Genomic DNA, 15656 nt, shown 5'->3' with positions numbered 1-15656 from the left:
GAAACCATGAATGAATTAAAAATTGGTGTTATCGGATGTGGGAGTATTGCGAAACACCGTCATTTACCAGAATACGCGGCAAACACACAAATAAAAATTGCTGCTGTGTGCGATATTGTGAAAACAAGAGCAGATGAAACAGCGGTTCTTTACGGAGCAAAGTCCTATGAAAGCTATGAGGAGCTACTGCAAAATAGTGAGATTGATGCTGTAAGTGTTTGTACGCCAAACTACCTTCATGCCCCGATTTCTATTGCTGCATTAAAAGCAGGAAAGCATGTTCTTTGCGAAAAGCCAATGGCAACGTCACGTGCAGATGCAGAAGAAATGATTGAAGCGGCTCGCACAATTGGGAAGAAATTAATGATTGCTCACAATCAACGCTTCGTTCCTTCCCACGCAAAGGCGAGAGACATTCTAGCAAGCGGTGAAATTGGCAAAGTATATAGCTTTAGAACAGCTTTTGGACATCCTGGACCTGAAGGTTGGAGTGTGGATGGGAAAGATAGCTGGTTCTTCGAGAAAGAGAAAGCATTTATTGGAGCAATGGGAGATCTTGGTGTGCATAAGACCGATCTTATCCGCTATTTATTAAATGAAGAGATCGTAGAGGTAGGCTCGTTTGTTGAAACAAGTGCGAAGGAGTTTGCTACAGTTGATGATAATGCAGTGTGTATTTTAAAATCTGAAAGCGGTATTATTGGAACGCTAGCTGCAAGCTGGGCTTATACAGCGAGTGAAGATAATTCAACGATTATCTATGGCGAAAAAGCGATTCTTAGACTTGAAGACGATCCAGTGAATTCGCTTGTTGTTCAGTATCAGACAGGTGAAGTGGTGAAATATGAGCTTGGTGGTATTCAAACAAATGATAGCGCCGGCCAATCGAGTTCACAGGTTATCGACAAGTTCGTAGATAGCATTGTGTCGGATAAAGACGTTCCTGTAAGCGGTATGGAAGGGATGAATTCTCTTCAAGTGGTTCTCGCAGCACTAGAATCAAATGAAACGAAGAAAATCGTTAACCTGAGGTGATCAAGTGAATAAATTACGTATGGGGATTATCGGGTCTGGCGGCATCGCCCAGTCCCGGCATATCCCAGCATACCAGCAGCTCTCTGAACAAGTAGAGTTGTTTGGTGTTTATGATGTCGATTATGAAAAAGCGCAGCAGGTAGGGATTTATTGTCATATTCCTAATGTGTACGAGCATGTACAGGATATGCTAAATGAAGTAGATGCCGTTACGATTTGCACACCGAATAAATTTCATGCGGATCTAGCTGAGCAAGCTCTACTCGCAGGTGTTCATGTTCTCTGTGAAAAGCCAATGGCGATGACAGTTGCCGAATGTGATCGGATGATTGCAGCAGAGAAAAAGTCTGGCAAAATCTTATCCATCGCTTATCATTATCGCTTCATGAAGGAACCGCGTGTGGCACGTCAACTTATTCAAGAGAATGAAATCGGTGATCCAATGGTTGCAAGAGTTCAAGCCCTTCGTCGCCGAAAGGTTCCGGGCTGGGGCGTGTTTACGAATAAACAGCTTCAAGGCGGCGGTAGCTTAATAGATTATGGATGCCACTTTCTTGATTTAAGTATGTGGCTAATGGGCAACGCGAAGCCTGTTGAAGTGTCAGGAACAACATACAATCGTTTAAGCAAAACGCCTGAACAAGTGAACCAGTGGGGAGAATTTGATCACGAGACGTTTAATGTGGATGATCATGTCACGGCATATATCCGTTTTGATAATAATATTTCTATGCTCTTTGAAACATCCTGGTCAGCCAATATTGCAGAGGACAAAGAGTCTGTTAGTATCTCCGGTAGTGATGGGGGTCTCGATGTTTTTCCATTTCAATTAAATAAAGCTCAGCACGGCATGCTTTTAAATACGAGCAGTCAATGGGTACCAGGAGATGAGGACCCAGGATTGCCTCAAGCTGCGAATTTTGTGAACAGCTGTCTTGGACTAGAGGAACCGATCGTAAAATCGGAAGAGGCGAGACGTGTGTCACAAGTAATTGAAGCAATTTATGAAAGCTGTACAACTGGGAGAAGCATTCGACTTGATTAAAAACATAAGAGGAGTGGTCCTATGAAACTAGGTGTATTTACTGTACTATTCTCAGATAAGTCATTCGAAGAGATGCTCGATCATGCGAAAGCATCTGGACTTAAAGCGGTGGAAATCGGAACGGGAGGTTATCCAGGTAATGCTCATTGCAATCTGGATGAATTGCTCGAAAGTGAAGAGAAGCGCTTGGAATATCTTGATAAAGTTCATTCAAGAGGACTCGAAATTAGTGCTTTTAGTTGTCACGGAAATCCGATTTCTCCTGATAAGAAATTTGCTGAGGAGTGCCACGACACTTTCGTTAAGACTGTGAAATTAGCATCGGCAATGAATGTTCCGGTAGTGAATACATTCTCAGGAACGCCCGGTGATAGCGAAGACGCGAAAAACCCAAATTGGCCAGTAACGCCATGGCCGGCGGAGTACTCAGATATTTTGAAGTGGCAATGGGAAGAGAAGCTAGTTCCTTATTGGAAAGAGTGGGGGCAATTTGCTAAGGATCATAATGTGAAAATAGGTCTTGAGCTTCATGGCGGTTTTCTTGTCCATACACCTTACACGATGCTTAAGCTTCGTGAGCTAACTTGTGACGCAATCGGTGCAAACCTCGATCCAAGTCACATGTGGTGGCAAGGAATTGACCCTGTCGCAGCCATTAAAATTCTTGGAAAAGATCATGCGATTCATCATTTCCATGCGAAGGACACGTATATCGATCAGGATAATGTGAACATGCATGGATTAACAGACATGCAGCCCTATGGAGAAGTGAAGACACGAGCATGGACGTTCCGTTCTGTTGGTTGTGGACATAGTAATCAAGAATGGTCTCACATGATGAGCGCACTTCGTACATATGGGTATGACCATGTTGTAAGCATTGAACACGAAGATCCACTTATGTCTATTAATGAAGGCTTCCAAACGGCTGTTAAGAACCTTCAATCTGTTTTAATTGTTGACCAGCCGACTGAAATGTGGTGGGCTTAAGTTTATTTATAAAGAAACCCCGATGCCAGTTGCATCGGGGTTTTGCTTTTTTATCTTACTCTGTTTCCTTTTTCCATTGTTCATCGATTAACATCTTACCAGGCCATGTATACGCCATAATCCCACCATCAGCTGTAATATCTTCACCTGTCACATAAGAGCTATCATCAGATGCTAAGAAAAGAGCGACCTTCGCCATTTCATCTGGGCGACCAAGTCTACCAAGTGGTGTAACCCACTTATTCGCATCTCTAAATTTCTGACCCATTTCTTCTTCTTTTGAACCGGCAAGCTCATCAATAAGTGGCGTTTCAATCGTACCAGGAGAGAGAGAGTTTACTCGTATTCCCTGTCTTGCATAGTCGATTGCCATAGCTTTCGTAAAGTTAGTAATACCGCCTTTTGCTGCGTTGTAGCCTGAACGATCAAGATCAGCTGCTCGACCTGACATCGAAGACGTATTAATAATTGATCCGCCGTTATCCATCATAAGGGGAAGTAAGTATTTGCTTGTTAAGAAAGTACCGCGCAAGTCAACTGAAATAATGCGATCGAACAATTCGACTGGGTATTCGTGGACTTTTCCACCTTCCTGGTCAACCCCTGCGTTATTAAAGAGAACATCAATCGTGCCATATTCCTCTTTTACTTTGTTAGCAAAACTCGTTACGCTTTCCTCACTTGATACATCAACGTGGAATGTTTTTACATTCCCTCCATTGTTATTCAGCTTCTCGGCTGTTTTACTCATCTCTTCTGTATTAACATCAGCACATAAAACCGTAGCTCCTTCTTTTGCGAAAAGCTCAACAGTGGCTTGTCCAATACCAGTTGCAGCACCAGTAATTACCGCTGTTTTATTTTGTAATCTACTCATTGGTAAGTCCTCCTGTAAACAGATTATTTAAGTCTATTTTGGGTTTACCCGCTTCAAGAAGAAAATAATCACAAGGAATGTTCTGTTAAGAAAATATTTTTCATGGAAAAATAAGGTGCTAGTGTAAACTATTTGTCATATCTCATGAATTCTGTCGGTGATAAAATGACTGTATAAGGAGGGGATTCTGTTGTTTACTGTAAAGATACATGAAGAGGGATCTGAAGATTTAGAGGTGGAGAATTTTGAAGTGCGCTATCAAGCTAATGTCGCATTTAAAGAAAAAACGCTCACATACTCGAATCGTTCAGGGCGTTATGAAATTACGTTGAATGGTTCAGGTGAAGAAATTCTAGCAACCAAAGTAGGTCTTGGTTGGTGAAAACATACATATTAAAAACCCCGTACAAGTGTACGGGGTTTTTAACGTCTTAGTGAGAAGAATGGAAAAGGTTTTGTTTAACGGTTTTCCAGTTCGGTTTTGGCGTATCTTTAAGACTTTTATAAAGAGAGAAGCCAAGACCTGCTACCATCACGATGATAAAGAGAATCTCATCCATGTTTACGCCTCACTTTCCTTGAACTTACTTTTTTTTATCGAAAAGACTAGTGCTGTGAAGCGGCTGTACCTTTGCATCAGGATCCATATAGGATTTGGCATTATTAACAGCTGTTGGTGCTTCACCAAATCCAGAGGCGATAAGCTTTACTTTGCCGTCATATGTAGCAACATCACCAGCTGCATAAATACCAGGAATGTTTGTTTCCATTTTGGTATTAACAACAATGGAGTTCTTTTCAATATCAAGGCCCCATTCTTTAATTGGTCCAAGAGAAGAAATGAAGCCGTAGTTCACAATAACTGCATCCACGTCTTTCGTTATTTTCTCTTCACCTTTAACTTGCTCGAGAACAACCTGGTTAATGCGTTCTCCGTCACCAATGAATTCAGTAATGTTATACGGCGTTTGAATGTTTACAGAAGAGTTCATAAGCTGTTCAACGCTGTGTTCGTGAGCTCTGAACTTATCGCGACGGTGAATAAGTGTTACTTCCTCAGCAATTGGCTCAAGCATATTAGCCCAATCTACTGCGGAATCTCCTCCACCAGCAATAAGAACTTTTTGTCCTGCAAATGCTGTGAGATCATTTACGAAATAGTGAAGGTTCTTTCCTTCATAAAGATCAGCACTTTCTACTTTCAAGCGACGAGGTTGGAAGGCCCCAACACCAGCAGTAATAATAACCGCTCGCGTATAATGCTCTTCTCCTGTGTTTGAACGGAGGTAAAGAGTGCCGTCTTCTTGTTTTGTTACTTCTTCCACAGACTGCTCCAAAGCAACCTCTGGTTGAAATTGATTCGCCTGTTCGACAAGATTATCGACAAGATCTTGTGCGAGAACTTTAGGAAAGCCAGCGACGTCATAAATGTATTTTTCAGGATAGAGTGCAGAGAGCTGCCCTCCAAGCTGTGGCATACTTTCAATAATCTTTACTTTAAGTTGGCGCATACCACCGTAGAATGCGGTAAATAAGCCAACAGGACCTCCACCAATAATCGTTATATCATAAAGTTCATGTTGGTCAGTCATAAGTCAGTCCCCCTATAATTTATTCAATGTGCTTTCATTATTATAATCATAATAAAAACGGAACTAAACCCCTAAGGTGAAAACACCTCTAGAACTTTCATTATAAAGGTTGAAAAAGAAAAAAAAAAGAATATGATTAGAATGGAGCGTCAGATTTGAAAATTTTATGACAAAGTGCGGGCTAGATCACCATTTTTTTCGGTCTAGAACGTGAAATACTTAACAATGTCTCTTGATCCTATTCAATATTGTTCATTTTTGAGAAAGAGATTTTTTATATTTAGCGTTTATTGACGTTTCACGATGGGACAATGCAGGGAAATCTACAATATGTCCTAAAAAAATACCGATAAAAGGTGGATGTGATTCAAGTGAGTAGGCCAAAAATCGCAATTTTAGGTGCAGGGTACGGCGGTATTATGACAGCAGCTCGTCTTCAAAAAGAGATGGGAACAAATGAAGTGGAAGTTACGCTTGTGAATAAGCATGACTATCATTACCAAACAACATGGCTTCATGAACCAGCTGCAGGAACAATGCACCATGACAAAACAAGAATTATGATCAAAGATGTCATTGATATGAACAAAATCAAATTTATTAAAGACACAGTCGTAGAAGTAAAGCCGGATGAAAAGCGCGTCATTCTTTCTAACAGTGAACTTGAATACGATTACCTTGTGCTAGCACTTGGTTTTGAACCAGCTACGTTTGGTATTAAGGGTCTTAAAGAAAATGCCTTCAGTATTCGTAGCGTAAACTCCGTTCGTAAAATTCGTGAACACATTGAATACCAGTTCGCAAGCTACAATAATGAGTCTAAGCGTCGCGATGATCTTCTAACCATCATTGTGGGTGGCGCAGGATTCACTGGAATTGAATTTGTTGGTGAACTTGCTGAACGTGTTCCTGAACTGTGCAAAGAGTTCGATATCCCTCGTGATCGCGTTAAAATCATTAATGTGGAAGCGTCCCCAACTGTTCTTCCTGGTTTTGATGAGGAGCTTGTAGAATACGGAATGAATCTACTTGAGCGTAAAGGTGTGGAATTCCGTACGAGCACAATGATCAAAGAAGTAACAGAAGACGGCGTTATCTTGGGTGAGGATGAAGAAGTGAAGGCAGCGACAGTTGTTTGGACTGGTGGCGTGCAAGGCAACTCCATCGTTGCAAATTCTGGCTTCGAAACAAACCGCGGCCGTGTTCCTGTTCGTAAAGATCAGCGTACACCGGATTACGATAATGTTTTCGTTGTTGGAGATTGTGCTCTTCTTATTAACGAAGAAATCAATCGTCCATTCCCTCCAACGGCTCAGGTTGCGATTCAAGCTGCTGGAGCTGTATCTAAGAACTTATTGAGCCTTGTGCGTGGGAAAGAGCTTGAGAGCTTTACTCCTGACATCAAAGGTACGGTTGCTTCACTTGGTAAAGGCGAAGCGATTGGTAAGGTTGGGAATAAAAAGCTCTATGGTAGCACAGCGTCTGCTATGAAAAAAGTGATTGATAATCGCTATCTCTTCATGCTTGGTGGGCCAGGGCTTGTCTGGAAAAAAGGTAAGCTTAAGCTATTTTAAGATCATTCGATAAAGAGGGCAAAGACGTCATGTCTTTGCCTTTTTTTGCTCTTATGAAATGATTCATTTGTGATCAGCGCAATAAGAAAAACGAAGGCGATCGTCATAAAGGAGATGACGATCAGCCAAGTTTTTCTAATCTATTCAATAGAATAGGGGCTATAGTAAAGTCTATGAACGTACTACTTTATTTATTCCAGGGGAGGATTTCGATTTGACCGAAAGAGGAAAAGTATGGTTGGCAGCAGCAGGCATTGTGGAATTTGAGGGGAAGTATCTCGTCGTGATGAAGAAGTATGGTGGTTTAAAAGGGAAATGGTCTTTTCCTGCCGGATTTGTGGATCCGGGTGAAACGGTTGATGAAGCAGCTGTCCGAGAAATTTTTGAAGAAACGGGTATTGTTGCAGAAACGACTGGAATAGCAGGAATTCGTTCAGGTGTCATTAACAAAGATGTAAGTGATAACTTAGTGGTTTTTTATATGAGAAGAACCGGAGGCACGCTAACGTCCGAAACGAATGAAATTGGAGAGTCCCGATTTTTAACAAAGGAGGAACTGCTTACTGATCCACGTACGTCGTCTATGATTCCTTCTTTTCTGAATGAAATGGATCAGTTTATAACGGAGATGAATCCTGGAAATCAATTTCAGTACACGTCTTACAAATTGTTATACTCGAGCCTCAATAAAAAGTAAAAACTTTAAGGCGAATGGAGACACTTCGGTTATAGATGGAAAAGTCCGATTCGCTCACATCACCTCCTAATGGTTGAAATGATTTGATAAATGACGAAATAATCTGATAACTAACGATGTATTCGCTTACACGGGCTGTCAGTGTAAAATTTGGTGTTTTTCTTTTTCAACGATTCTTGGTATATTATCAGAAAATTACAACAAAGGAGTGGTTGATGTGAGAAGACAACAAAATAAGGCGAAAGCAACCGATTGCCCTTATTGCCAGGGAAAGGGGTACTTTCAACTACTTCTTGGTGGATCGGAAACATGTGATAACTGTGGAGGAAGTGGAGCAAAACAAAATCCAACTAACTAAGCGTTTGAGAGCGCTTAGTTTTTCTTTTGGTTCAAAAATAATAATGTGTGGATTGAGGTCTAGCTCCAGCGCCCAGGTCCTCGAGTCGCTTCAGCCTTTCAGTTGAACACAAAGACCGTGTTCAATTGAAAGGCTTCCAGCGCTTGTCGGACCTACCGGGCGCTTGCGCTTTTCTTTTGTTCACCCTCTGTTCATTGACTAAAATGGGACAATCCAGTAAACTAACAATGATTACTCGGGGGTGAAACGATGGCGATTCCACAGCTGATTATTTCGATGCTGCTGTTTATTGTGCTTTTCTTTGGAATTGGATTCCTGCTTAACATGCTTCTACGCTCGACATGGATTATGGCAGTTGTCTATCCTGTAATCGTTATCATGATTATTGATAACGTTACGTTTTTTCAATATTTTTCCTCACCAGGTTCTTCATTTAAAGCGTTAGGTACTGATCTTCTTTCACTAGGAAGTGCCGATGCGATTATTTTAACTGCTGGACTTGTTGGAGCTGTGTTCGCTGGTGTTGCGATCAGAATGCTTCGTGTAAGAGGATATCAGATGTTTTAAAAGCTTCGCCAATTGTTGGCAGAAGCTTTTTATATGTGTAAAAGCACGTTATCTTGATGAATAGGTTTTCACTTCTCTGGAAATGAATAGATCATGAGAGGAGTGGAAAATGTGCGATTTATCATGCTGATCGCAAAAGGGATGATCTTTACAGGTCTTTTTGCAGCAGCGTTGCTATCAACTTATTTATTATTATCGGGTTTATCAATGCAAGATGTAACGAAGTGGATTTTTCCTCAGCAGACTGTACTCAGTGAAGAGGATAGGACAAGCCTAGCGACCTCTCAGGATTGGTCACAGTATCCAACGCATACCGTAACGGCTACAGGTTATACGGCAGGTGAGGAATCAACAGGGAAAACACCTGAGCATCCTGCATATGGCATCACCTATTCTGGCGTAAAGGTAAAGCGGGATCTCTACTCTACGATCGCTGCCGATACGTCCGTCTTTCCAATTGGTAGTGTACTCTTTATTCCTGAGTATGGCTTTGGTGTTGTAGCAGATACAGGAAGTGCGATAACTGGGAAGAGAATTGATCTCTATTACGACACAGTTAATGATGTTTATAATGAGTGGGGGAAAAAGACACTCGACGTATATCTGATCGAAAAAGGTGATGGAACCTTAACGGAAGAAATGTTGTTAACTTTGAATGAAGAAGAGTCGATGCAAGTTTTCAGACAAGAGTTTATGAGTGAGAAAGAATAACAGAAGCTACAAAACGTCGGAGAGTATACTCTCCGACGTTTTGCGTTTACCTCTCATTTTCTAAGAAAGCATCTTCCCCTTCAAAAGAGGGATAGCGATCAGGATGAAGAATGGCTGCAAGTTTGACGAGGCCGGTCATTAGACGTGGTGAAGGGCGACAATAAAGCCATTCTTCAAGTACATGAATGGGACTTTCTTGAAGCTTGTCCCAGTCCTGACGTTTTTGAACGATTTTTGGATTTACTTTATTCTGTCGAACGCCAACCCAGGCAAGACAAATATGGTCTGGTCTTCGCTTTACGACATCTGCCCAATCTGTTTGAACAGAAGCGAGTTCCACATCACGAAAAGAATTTCTCGCTCCTGCCAGTTCACTAATTTCAGTCAGCCAGTTTGTTTTACCAGGTGTGAAAATGGGCTTTGGCCACCATTCCCAATAGATATCCGGCTTCTCTGGGATTTGATCACTGATTTTCTTGTACTCCTGAATCAATTTTCTGAAACGATTGGAAAGGGAGAGGGCTTCCTGCTTTTTATTTGTAAGCTCTCCAAGAGTAACGAGATCGTTACAAATATCCTCAAGGGAATTGGGATTTAATACTGTATAAGATAGACCAAGTTCGTCCATGCCTTCAATATTTTTCTCCATTCCTGGAACGCTCAGTGATGCGAGAATAAGGTCTGGTTTCAACGCTTCAACTTGCTTCAAATCAATTGAAAGATCGGGACCAAGACGTGGAAGACTCCTGATTTGTTCTGGCCAGTCGGAAAAGTCATCAACACCGACAAGCTGATCTGTTAAACCAAGGTAGGCGCATAGCTCAGTATTACTAGGACACAATGAAACAATTCGCATTTAAGTCCTCCTATATTTAAGCGATTTGAAAAGCATAGTATAAAATTAAAGTTGAAATAATTCCAAGCAAGCCACCAACGAGAACTTCGATTGGCTTATGCCCTAATAGCTCTTTTAATTCTTCAATTTTCTCTCGTTCTTGCTTTTGCTGCCAATTTTTCGCTTCAGAAACGAATCTATTGAAATTAAGAACAAGCTGGTTTAGTACAATGGCTTGCTCTCCTGTTTGTCTGCGAACACCGGTTGAATCAAACATCACAATAATGCTGAACATCGCTGCTACGGCAAATATAGGAGAATCAAGGCCAGTCTCAAGTGCAACTCCAGTCGCTAAAGCTGTCGTAGCGGCGGAATGAGAGCTTGGCATGCCGCCTGTTGCGTTGAAGAGGGACCAATTAATTTGTTTCGTTGCAATAAAATAAATCGGTACTTTCAGAAACTGGGCAAATACAACGCCAAATAGCGCTGCCCAAAGGGGGAAATTTAGCAAAATATCCATGAGTGACAACATCTTCCTTTCTAAACTGTTCCTACTGAATGGTGTACCCGAAGAAATTTACTTTCAATCGAGTGAATGATTGAAGTAATGGAGATCGGTTGAGGATAAACTTTCAAGTCTTTGCTCATTTGGTGGTTCAATTCAATCTTAGGGGATGAAATCCTTACCTAACTTCCATTTAAAACAAGGAATATAATACATGAAATTGTCAGTCTATTATACCATATCCCTGTGAAGTTGTGATTTGACACATGGTAAGATGGGGAAGCACCAGCGTCTTCCATTGACACGATTTCTCTTTCGTGTTAACTTATTAGTGATTTACCAAACTAAAGGATCAATTGAAAGGTTGTTACGTTATGAATGCCGTTATTCTTGCAGTTCTCATCATGCTAGGGCTAAGCCTTTTTCGTATACATGTTGTCATTGCACTTGTTATTGGAGCGATCGCCGGTGGTTTATTAGGAGGACTTTCTCTTAATGATACAATCGAAGCGTTTAGTTCAGGGCTTGGAGGAGGAGCGACTGTTGCATTGAGCTATGCGTTGCTTGGTAGCTTTGCTGTAGGTCTTACTCGCACTGGACTTCCTGAATTAATTGTTGAGCGTGCTCTAAAGATGGTTAATCGTCGTGGAGGAGATCGGAAGAAGGGACTTGCTAAAGTTCTTATTCTCTTTGTCATTCTTCTCATCTCATGTTTCTCTCAGAACCTAGTCCCTGTTCACATTGCGTTCATTCCTATTCTTATCCCACCTATTCTTCAGGTGTTAAATGAACTTGGAATGGATCGTAGAGCGGTAGTAGCTGTTCTTACTTTTGGACTAACCGCACCATACATTCTGTTACCGGCTGGTTTCGGTAAAATATTTCACGAAATTCTTCAGTCGAATATGGCTGATAGTGGCATGGAAATTGAACTTTCCTCTATACCGACAGCTATGCTATTGCCAACAGCAGGTCTCGTGGTTGGTCTCCTTATTGCGGTCTTCTTTTCATACCGCAAGCCAAGGACATATAAACAGCTATCTATTGCTCAGGAAGATACATCTGAGACATATAGTTATTCAAATCGCTCCATCCTATTTGCCATTTTATCTGTTGTCGTTACCCTTGCTGTTCAGATTCCAACTGAATCAATGATTCTAGGCGCACTTTCAGGTATTATCGTCCTTTATATTACGGGGAGCATTCGATTGGCTGAATCTGAAGCGATTTTAACAGACGGTATGAAAATGATGGCATTCATTGGTTTTGTGATGCTTGCAGCGAATGGGTTCGCTGAAGTTCTAAGACAAACGGGTGAAGTTCAATCGCTTGTAACACAAGCATCCGGATTAATAGGCGATAATAAAGCGCTAGCGGCTCTTTTGATGTTAATCGTCGGATTGTTTATTACGATGGGAATCGGATCATCATTCTCAACCATTCCAATTATTGCAGCGATTTATGTTCCACTTGCTATGGAATTAGGATTTAGCCCAATGGCAACAATTGCGCTTGTCGGAACTGCCGCCGCCCTCGGAGATGCGGGTTCCCCTGCATCAGATAGTACATTAGGCCCTACATCAGGACTAAATGCAGATGGTCAGCATAATCACATTTGGGATACGGTTGTTCCAACGTTCTTACACTATAATATTCCGCTTATCTTATTTGGCTGGATTGCAGCTATGATCTTTTAACTAAGAAAAACACGGAGAGTGCTCTCCGTGTTTTTCTTTTTGCTTATTATAGAGCATTCTATAAAAGAAGGTTCGGTGTATTCTGTTACACTAAATAAAACAGCTATGAAATGAGGTGGCGTATGTACTTTGGTAAAGTAAAGGAGCAAAACAGCGATCGTGTTCCTCCTAATCAACGCGTAACGAAGGGATGGCCAGTTCTACACGTTGGTGACGTGCCATATTATGAAAAACATCTTTCAAATTGGGATTTAAGAATAGGAGGCCTTGTTGAGCGCCCTACGGTTCTAACCTTTGAACAGCTAATGGCTCTACCTGAGACGTCACAAACAAATGATATTCACTGTGTGACAGGCTGGTCAAAGTTTGATAATGAATGGGAAGGCATTGCAACACGGACGATAGCAGATCATGTGGGCATTCGAAAGGAAGCTAGGTTTGTTATGTTAGAGGCAGAAGAAGGATGGACTACGAATCTTCCGCTTGAAGATTTTCTTGCAGAATCGAGCCTTCTTGCTTACAAACATAACGGGAAATTGTTAACCCCAGAACACGGCTATCCGATCAGAATGGTAGTGCCCCATCTGTATTTCTGGAAAAGTGCGAAATGGATTCGCGCAATTAAATTTCGGTCAGAAAATCAGCAGGGCTTTTGGGAACGGAATGGTTATCATATGTATGGTAACCCGTGGAAAGAACAGCGATTTGCTTGGGATTGAAAACTGCCTTTTTGGCAGTTTTTTTTGTTCAGAAAGTAACTAGATATGGTGAGAGTTTTGTAGTAGACAAAACGATTCGTTTACAAAAACAGGGAAATAAAGATGGATGTAGAATTTAGATAGTTATAATAAATAGGAATGGGAAAGCTTGGAGCCCCATAATAGACTGACAGAGATGTAATGGACGAATTGAGTAGCCGATCTTCTCCTTTTGTTTTATGAGTCTGATCTAATAGGAGTGATATAGTGAGTATAGTACAGGATCATATATTGAATCATATATCATGTGGTATTTTAGCGATCGACTTAGATTTTCGCATCATACACATTAACGAAGTAGCGGAAAAGATTCTAAAAGTTAAGCGTGAAGATGTGTTAGGGGAAAATGTATACGAAGTTTTCCCGTTAGCGCCAGAAGAAGTGCGCCATGTGGAGCGGACGATTGAAACGGGAGAAGAGTTTTTCATTGAAGCTATGCCGTATAGCTGGGGAGTTTATAACCTGTATTTAACCATTCAAACAAGGGTTTTACGAGAATCTGATAAAATGTATGGAGCAATGGTAGAATTCCGGGATATGACTCATTTGTATGAAAAACAAGAAGAACTGATTGATCGCATGGAGAACATGGCAGTGAACGTAATCCCTCTTATGGATCAACTGGGATTATTACCTCTTCAACCTGTTGTGGAAGAAGTAGGTTTTCAATTCCTTCTTGATATAGGACTTCAAAAAGTAGCTGATATGAAAGTGAATACACTTATTATCGATTTATCGTCTGTTACCTCTCTCAATCAAGAGTTTTCTGAAATGATGTTAAAGTTATGCGGCTCATTGAACCTCCTTGGGGTGGATATCATGATTACTGGGGTACGTGCAGAAACGGCGATAAAGTGGATTTCATCAGGAACGGATTACATAAAAACAACCTATCATCCACACGTACAGGCTGCTATTTCAAAGTATAAGAATAGCCGGTTATAGAAAAAGAGCGTTCTCCTAAAGCGGGGAACGCTCTTTCATCTAAATGTTAAATTTCAAGGTTTTTGAGTGTTGTTTGCAATGTTGCCTGTTCTTTTTCAAGTTTGACTAATGCCGATTCGAGCATTTTTTTGTACAAAGAGAGAATGAGCTCACCGTAATTGGAACCAGGAACAGCCCACTTTCCATTCAATGCCTGCCATGTTGTGGCAGAGCCACGTGTCACAAGATCGAATCTTGGATCAACTTTTTCGTCCCATGCCGGAAGAGGAGATGTGGAAGCATATGCATAGAGGTGTTGGATATGAGCAAGAACGCCAGTCGAAGCATTTGGAAAGGTGGCACCTGCTGCTCCGCCTCCGGTCGCTCCAATTCCCGCGAAATTATTTTGCTCTGGTTTCACATCGCCAGTAAAACGAAAGAAATTTGTTTCGTGAAGTGCTTGAGCATAAGCAATATCACCGCGAATGGAATATTTCTTACTATGGGCCAAATATAGGGCAGCAAGATCTGGTGCTCCAGGATTAATGGTTCTTGTATAAGCATCCATTTGCTCAGCTGATAAGACCGCATTGCCCTGTATTTTATAACCTTTGTCTGGAACCGGCACCGGGTCCGGTTCCACCACGGGAGGGTTTCCTTTTTCAACTAGTATAAATGTTTCTATACCTGCTTTGTTTAATTTTTCTGCTAAGACTTCTGCATTTTCTTTTTCCTTAAATGCGCCTACTTGAATGCGGTAGATTGTTTCCTTGTTGACGACAGTGGTGGCTATAAAACCCCCAAAGCCTTTTTGAATTAACATGTTCAGATAGGTTTCTGCATTTTCTCGCTTGCTAAAAGCTCCCGCAATCACTTTATATAAAGTGCCATCGACCGGCTTAGGTTTTAACGGAAGTTTCATGGCGCTTGCAGTTGCATCAGCAATGACAGTCGATATGTCTGTCATAAATGCAGGGTTGGTGAGGAGTTTAAGGTCTTTTTCACTATCAACAAATAACACTTCAATAAGCAATGCATTCATTTTCGTTTCGCGTAAGACATGAAAGTTGGCGCGTTTTTTTCCGCGATCCAAGATGTTGTATTTCTTTAATATGTCGGTTGAAATTTTGTTGTGGATAGTCGATTGTAGTTGGACGGTTTCATTTGGAACAGTGCCATTAAAGATATATGTTTCAAACCCGCTCCCACCTGCAGCATTATGGTGAATGCTAAGGTAGAAATCAGCTTTGATCGCATTTGCAAAATTTGTTCTAGGTTTTAAGTCAATGGTTTTATCGGATTCGCGTGTTAATGCCACTTCTACTTCGTATTTTGAAAATAAACGATCTCTTACCATACGAGCAATAGCAAGGTTGAAATTTTTCTCTTGATAATTTTTATACGTTGCACCAGGGTCTGTACCACCGTGCCCTGGATCAATTATGATTAACGTCAAGTGACTCCCTCCATCATTGTCGGATACTATTAGTA

The 15656-nt window shown here is 41.2% G+C and carries 18 protein-coding genes; 12 read left to right on the top strand and 6 right to left on the bottom strand.

Features of this window, described 5'->3' with window-relative positions; translation table 11 throughout:
• The first annotated feature begins 6 nt into the window (after positions 1-6).
• From AC0VYO_RS17320 to AC0VYO_RS17310, 3 genes are read left to right on the top strand one after another with little or no spacing between them, the layout of a single operon-like run.
• Positions 7-1035, top strand: a complete 1029-nt coding sequence (locus AC0VYO_RS17320) for a Gfo/Idh/MocA family protein (protein WP_475367893.1) — start codon at positions 7-9, stop codon at positions 1033-1035.
• A 4-nt stretch (positions 1036-1039) separates the two neighbouring features.
• Complete coding sequence (locus tag AC0VYO_RS17315) at positions 1040-2080, top strand: Gfo/Idh/MocA family protein (RefSeq protein WP_475367892.1); 1041 nt, start codon at positions 1040-1042, stop codon at positions 2078-2080.
• A 21-nt stretch (positions 2081-2101) separates the two neighbouring features.
• Positions 2102-3070: a sugar phosphate isomerase/epimerase family protein gene (locus tag AC0VYO_RS17310; protein WP_475367891.1), complete on the top strand. Its 969-nt coding sequence runs from the start codon at positions 2102-2104 to the stop codon at positions 3068-3070.
• 55 nt (positions 3071-3125) lie between these two features.
• Here AC0VYO_RS17310 and AC0VYO_RS17305 read toward each other — a convergent pair whose 3' ends face one another.
• Positions 3126-3947: an SDR family oxidoreductase gene (locus tag AC0VYO_RS17305; RefSeq protein WP_475367890.1), complete on the bottom strand. Its 822-nt coding sequence runs from the start codon at positions 3945-3947 to the stop codon at positions 3126-3128.
• Positions 3948-4137: 190 nt separating this feature from the next.
• On the opposite strand from AC0VYO_RS17305, the gene AC0VYO_RS17300 reads away from it, so the two are divergent.
• Complete coding sequence (locus AC0VYO_RS17300) at positions 4138-4329, top strand: hypothetical protein (protein WP_475367889.1); 192 nt, start codon at positions 4138-4140, stop codon at positions 4327-4329.
• Positions 4330-4378: 49 nt separating this feature from the next.
• Here AC0VYO_RS17300 and AC0VYO_RS17295 read toward each other — a convergent pair whose 3' ends face one another.
• Positions 4379-4507 carry a hypothetical protein gene (locus AC0VYO_RS17295; protein WP_475367888.1) on the bottom strand — a complete coding sequence of 43 codons (129 nt, stop codon included), beginning with the start codon at positions 4505-4507 and terminating at the stop codon, positions 4379-4381.
• A gap of 24 nt (positions 4508-4531) precedes the next feature.
• Positions 4532-5539, bottom strand: a complete 1008-nt coding sequence (locus AC0VYO_RS17290; RefSeq protein ID WP_430241753.1) for an NAD(P)/FAD-dependent oxidoreductase — start codon at positions 5537-5539, stop codon at positions 4532-4534.
• 371 nt (positions 5540-5910) lie between these two features.
• Here AC0VYO_RS17290 and AC0VYO_RS17285 point away from each other — a divergent pair, with 371 nt between their 5' ends.
• The 5 genes from AC0VYO_RS17285 to AC0VYO_RS17265 all read left to right on the top strand — a co-directional run bounded on the left by AC0VYO_RS17285 (position 5911) and on the right by AC0VYO_RS17265 (position 9446).
• Complete coding sequence (locus tag AC0VYO_RS17285; protein ID WP_475367887.1) at positions 5911-7113, top strand: NAD(P)/FAD-dependent oxidoreductase; 1203 nt, start codon at positions 5911-5913, stop codon at positions 7111-7113.
• Positions 7114-7327: 214 nt separating this feature from the next.
• Positions 7328-7810, top strand: a complete 483-nt coding sequence (locus tag AC0VYO_RS17280) for an NUDIX hydrolase (RefSeq protein ID WP_475367886.1) — start codon at positions 7328-7330, stop codon at positions 7808-7810.
• Between the two features lie 217 nt (positions 7811-8027).
• The gene (locus AC0VYO_RS17275; protein ID WP_194219020.1) at positions 8028-8168 is read left to right on the top strand and encodes a YuiA family protein; all 141 of its coding nucleotides are present in this window, start codon (positions 8028-8030) and stop codon (positions 8166-8168) included.
• A gap of 249 nt (positions 8169-8417) precedes the next feature.
• Positions 8418-8735, top strand: coding sequence for a YuiB family protein (locus tag AC0VYO_RS17270; protein ID WP_194219021.1), 318 nt, complete (start codon positions 8418-8420; stop codon positions 8733-8735).
• A gap of 123 nt (positions 8736-8858) precedes the next feature.
• Entirely contained in the window at positions 8859-9446 is a 588-nt protein-coding gene (locus tag AC0VYO_RS17265) for a 3D domain-containing protein (RefSeq protein WP_475367510.1), read from the top strand.
• 46 nt (positions 9447-9492) lie between these two features.
• Here the strand turns inward: AC0VYO_RS17265 and AC0VYO_RS17260 are convergent, their stop codons facing one another.
• Together AC0VYO_RS17260 and AC0VYO_RS17255 are read right to left on the bottom strand one after the other, a co-directional pair.
• Complete coding sequence (locus AC0VYO_RS17260; RefSeq protein ID WP_430241749.1) at positions 9493-10302, bottom strand: cobalamin-binding protein; 810 nt, start codon at positions 10300-10302, stop codon at positions 9493-9495.
• 16 nt (positions 10303-10318) lie between these two features.
• Positions 10319-10801, bottom strand: a complete 483-nt coding sequence (locus tag AC0VYO_RS17255; protein WP_194219610.1) for a divergent PAP2 family protein — start codon at positions 10799-10801, stop codon at positions 10319-10321.
• A 359-nt stretch (positions 10802-11160) separates the two neighbouring features.
• Here AC0VYO_RS17255 and AC0VYO_RS17250 point away from each other — a divergent pair, with 359 nt between their 5' ends.
• The 3 genes from AC0VYO_RS17250 (at position 11161) to AC0VYO_RS17240 (ending at position 14186) form a co-directional block, all read left to right on the top strand.
• A complete protein-coding gene (locus tag AC0VYO_RS17250; RefSeq protein ID WP_475367885.1) occupies positions 11161-12483 on the top strand; it encodes a Na+/H+ antiporter family protein in 1323 nt (440 codons plus the stop codon).
• A 122-nt stretch (positions 12484-12605) separates the two neighbouring features.
• The gene (locus AC0VYO_RS17245; protein ID WP_475367884.1) at positions 12606-13202 is read left to right on the top strand and encodes a sulfite oxidase-like oxidoreductase; all 597 of its coding nucleotides are present in this window, start codon (positions 12606-12608) and stop codon (positions 13200-13202) included.
• A 246-nt stretch (positions 13203-13448) separates the two neighbouring features.
• Positions 13449-14186: an STAS domain-containing protein gene (locus AC0VYO_RS17240; protein ID WP_430241742.1), complete on the top strand. Its 738-nt coding sequence runs from the start codon at positions 13449-13451 to the stop codon at positions 14184-14186.
• A gap of 46 nt (positions 14187-14232) precedes the next feature.
• Here AC0VYO_RS17240 and AC0VYO_RS17235 read toward each other — a convergent pair whose 3' ends face one another.
• Positions 14233-15621 carry an N-acetylmuramoyl-L-alanine amidase gene (locus AC0VYO_RS17235; protein WP_475367883.1) on the bottom strand — a complete coding sequence of 463 codons (1389 nt, stop codon included), beginning with the start codon at positions 15619-15621 and terminating at the stop codon, positions 14233-14235.
• Positions 15622-15656: the final 35 nt, after the last annotated feature.

It is taken from the genome of Anaerobacillus sp. 63XJN7_4_ISO-PGPR-S23-413, from assembly GCF_056173725.1.
Note: the sequence above shows the minus strand (reverse complement) of the source record. Positions and strands in the feature narration are given on the sequence as shown.

Excerpts from the sequence above, each read along its gene's own strand:
- AC0VYO_RS17320 (WP_475367893.1), top strand. The coding sequence starts at position 7 with ATGAATGAATTAAAAATTGGTGTTATCGGATGTGGGAGTATTGCGAAA.
- AC0VYO_RS17310 (WP_475367891.1), top strand. The coding sequence starts at position 2,102 with ATGAAACTAGGTGTATTTACTGTACTATTCTCAGATAAGTCATTCGAA.
- AC0VYO_RS17305 (WP_475367890.1), bottom strand. The coding sequence starts at position 3,947 with ATGAGTAGATTACAAAATAAAACAGCGGTAATTACTGGTGCTGCAACT.
- AC0VYO_RS17295 (WP_475367888.1), bottom strand. The coding sequence starts at position 4,507 with ATGGATGAGATTCTCTTTATCATCGTGATGGTAGCAGGTCTTGGCTTC.
- AC0VYO_RS17290 (WP_430241753.1), bottom strand. The coding sequence starts at position 5,539 with ATGACTGACCAACATGAACTTTATGATATAACGATTATTGGTGGAGGT.
- AC0VYO_RS17270 (WP_194219021.1), top strand. The coding sequence starts at position 8,418 with ATGGCGATTCCACAGCTGATTATTTCGATGCTGCTGTTTATTGTGCTT.
- AC0VYO_RS17265 (WP_475367510.1), top strand. The coding sequence starts at position 8,859 with ATGCTGATCGCAAAAGGGATGATCTTTACAGGTCTTTTTGCAGCAGCG.
- AC0VYO_RS17260 (WP_430241749.1), bottom strand. The coding sequence starts at position 10,302 with ATGCGAATTGTTTCATTGTGTCCTAGTAATACTGAGCTATGCGCCTAC.
- AC0VYO_RS17255 (WP_194219610.1), bottom strand. The coding sequence starts at position 10,801 with ATGGATATTTTGCTAAATTTCCCCCTTTGGGCAGCGCTATTTGGCGTT.
- AC0VYO_RS17250 (WP_475367885.1), top strand. The coding sequence starts at position 11,161 with ATGAATGCCGTTATTCTTGCAGTTCTCATCATGCTAGGGCTAAGCCTT.
- AC0VYO_RS17245 (WP_475367884.1), top strand. The coding sequence starts at position 12,606 with ATGTACTTTGGTAAAGTAAAGGAGCAAAACAGCGATCGTGTTCCTCCT.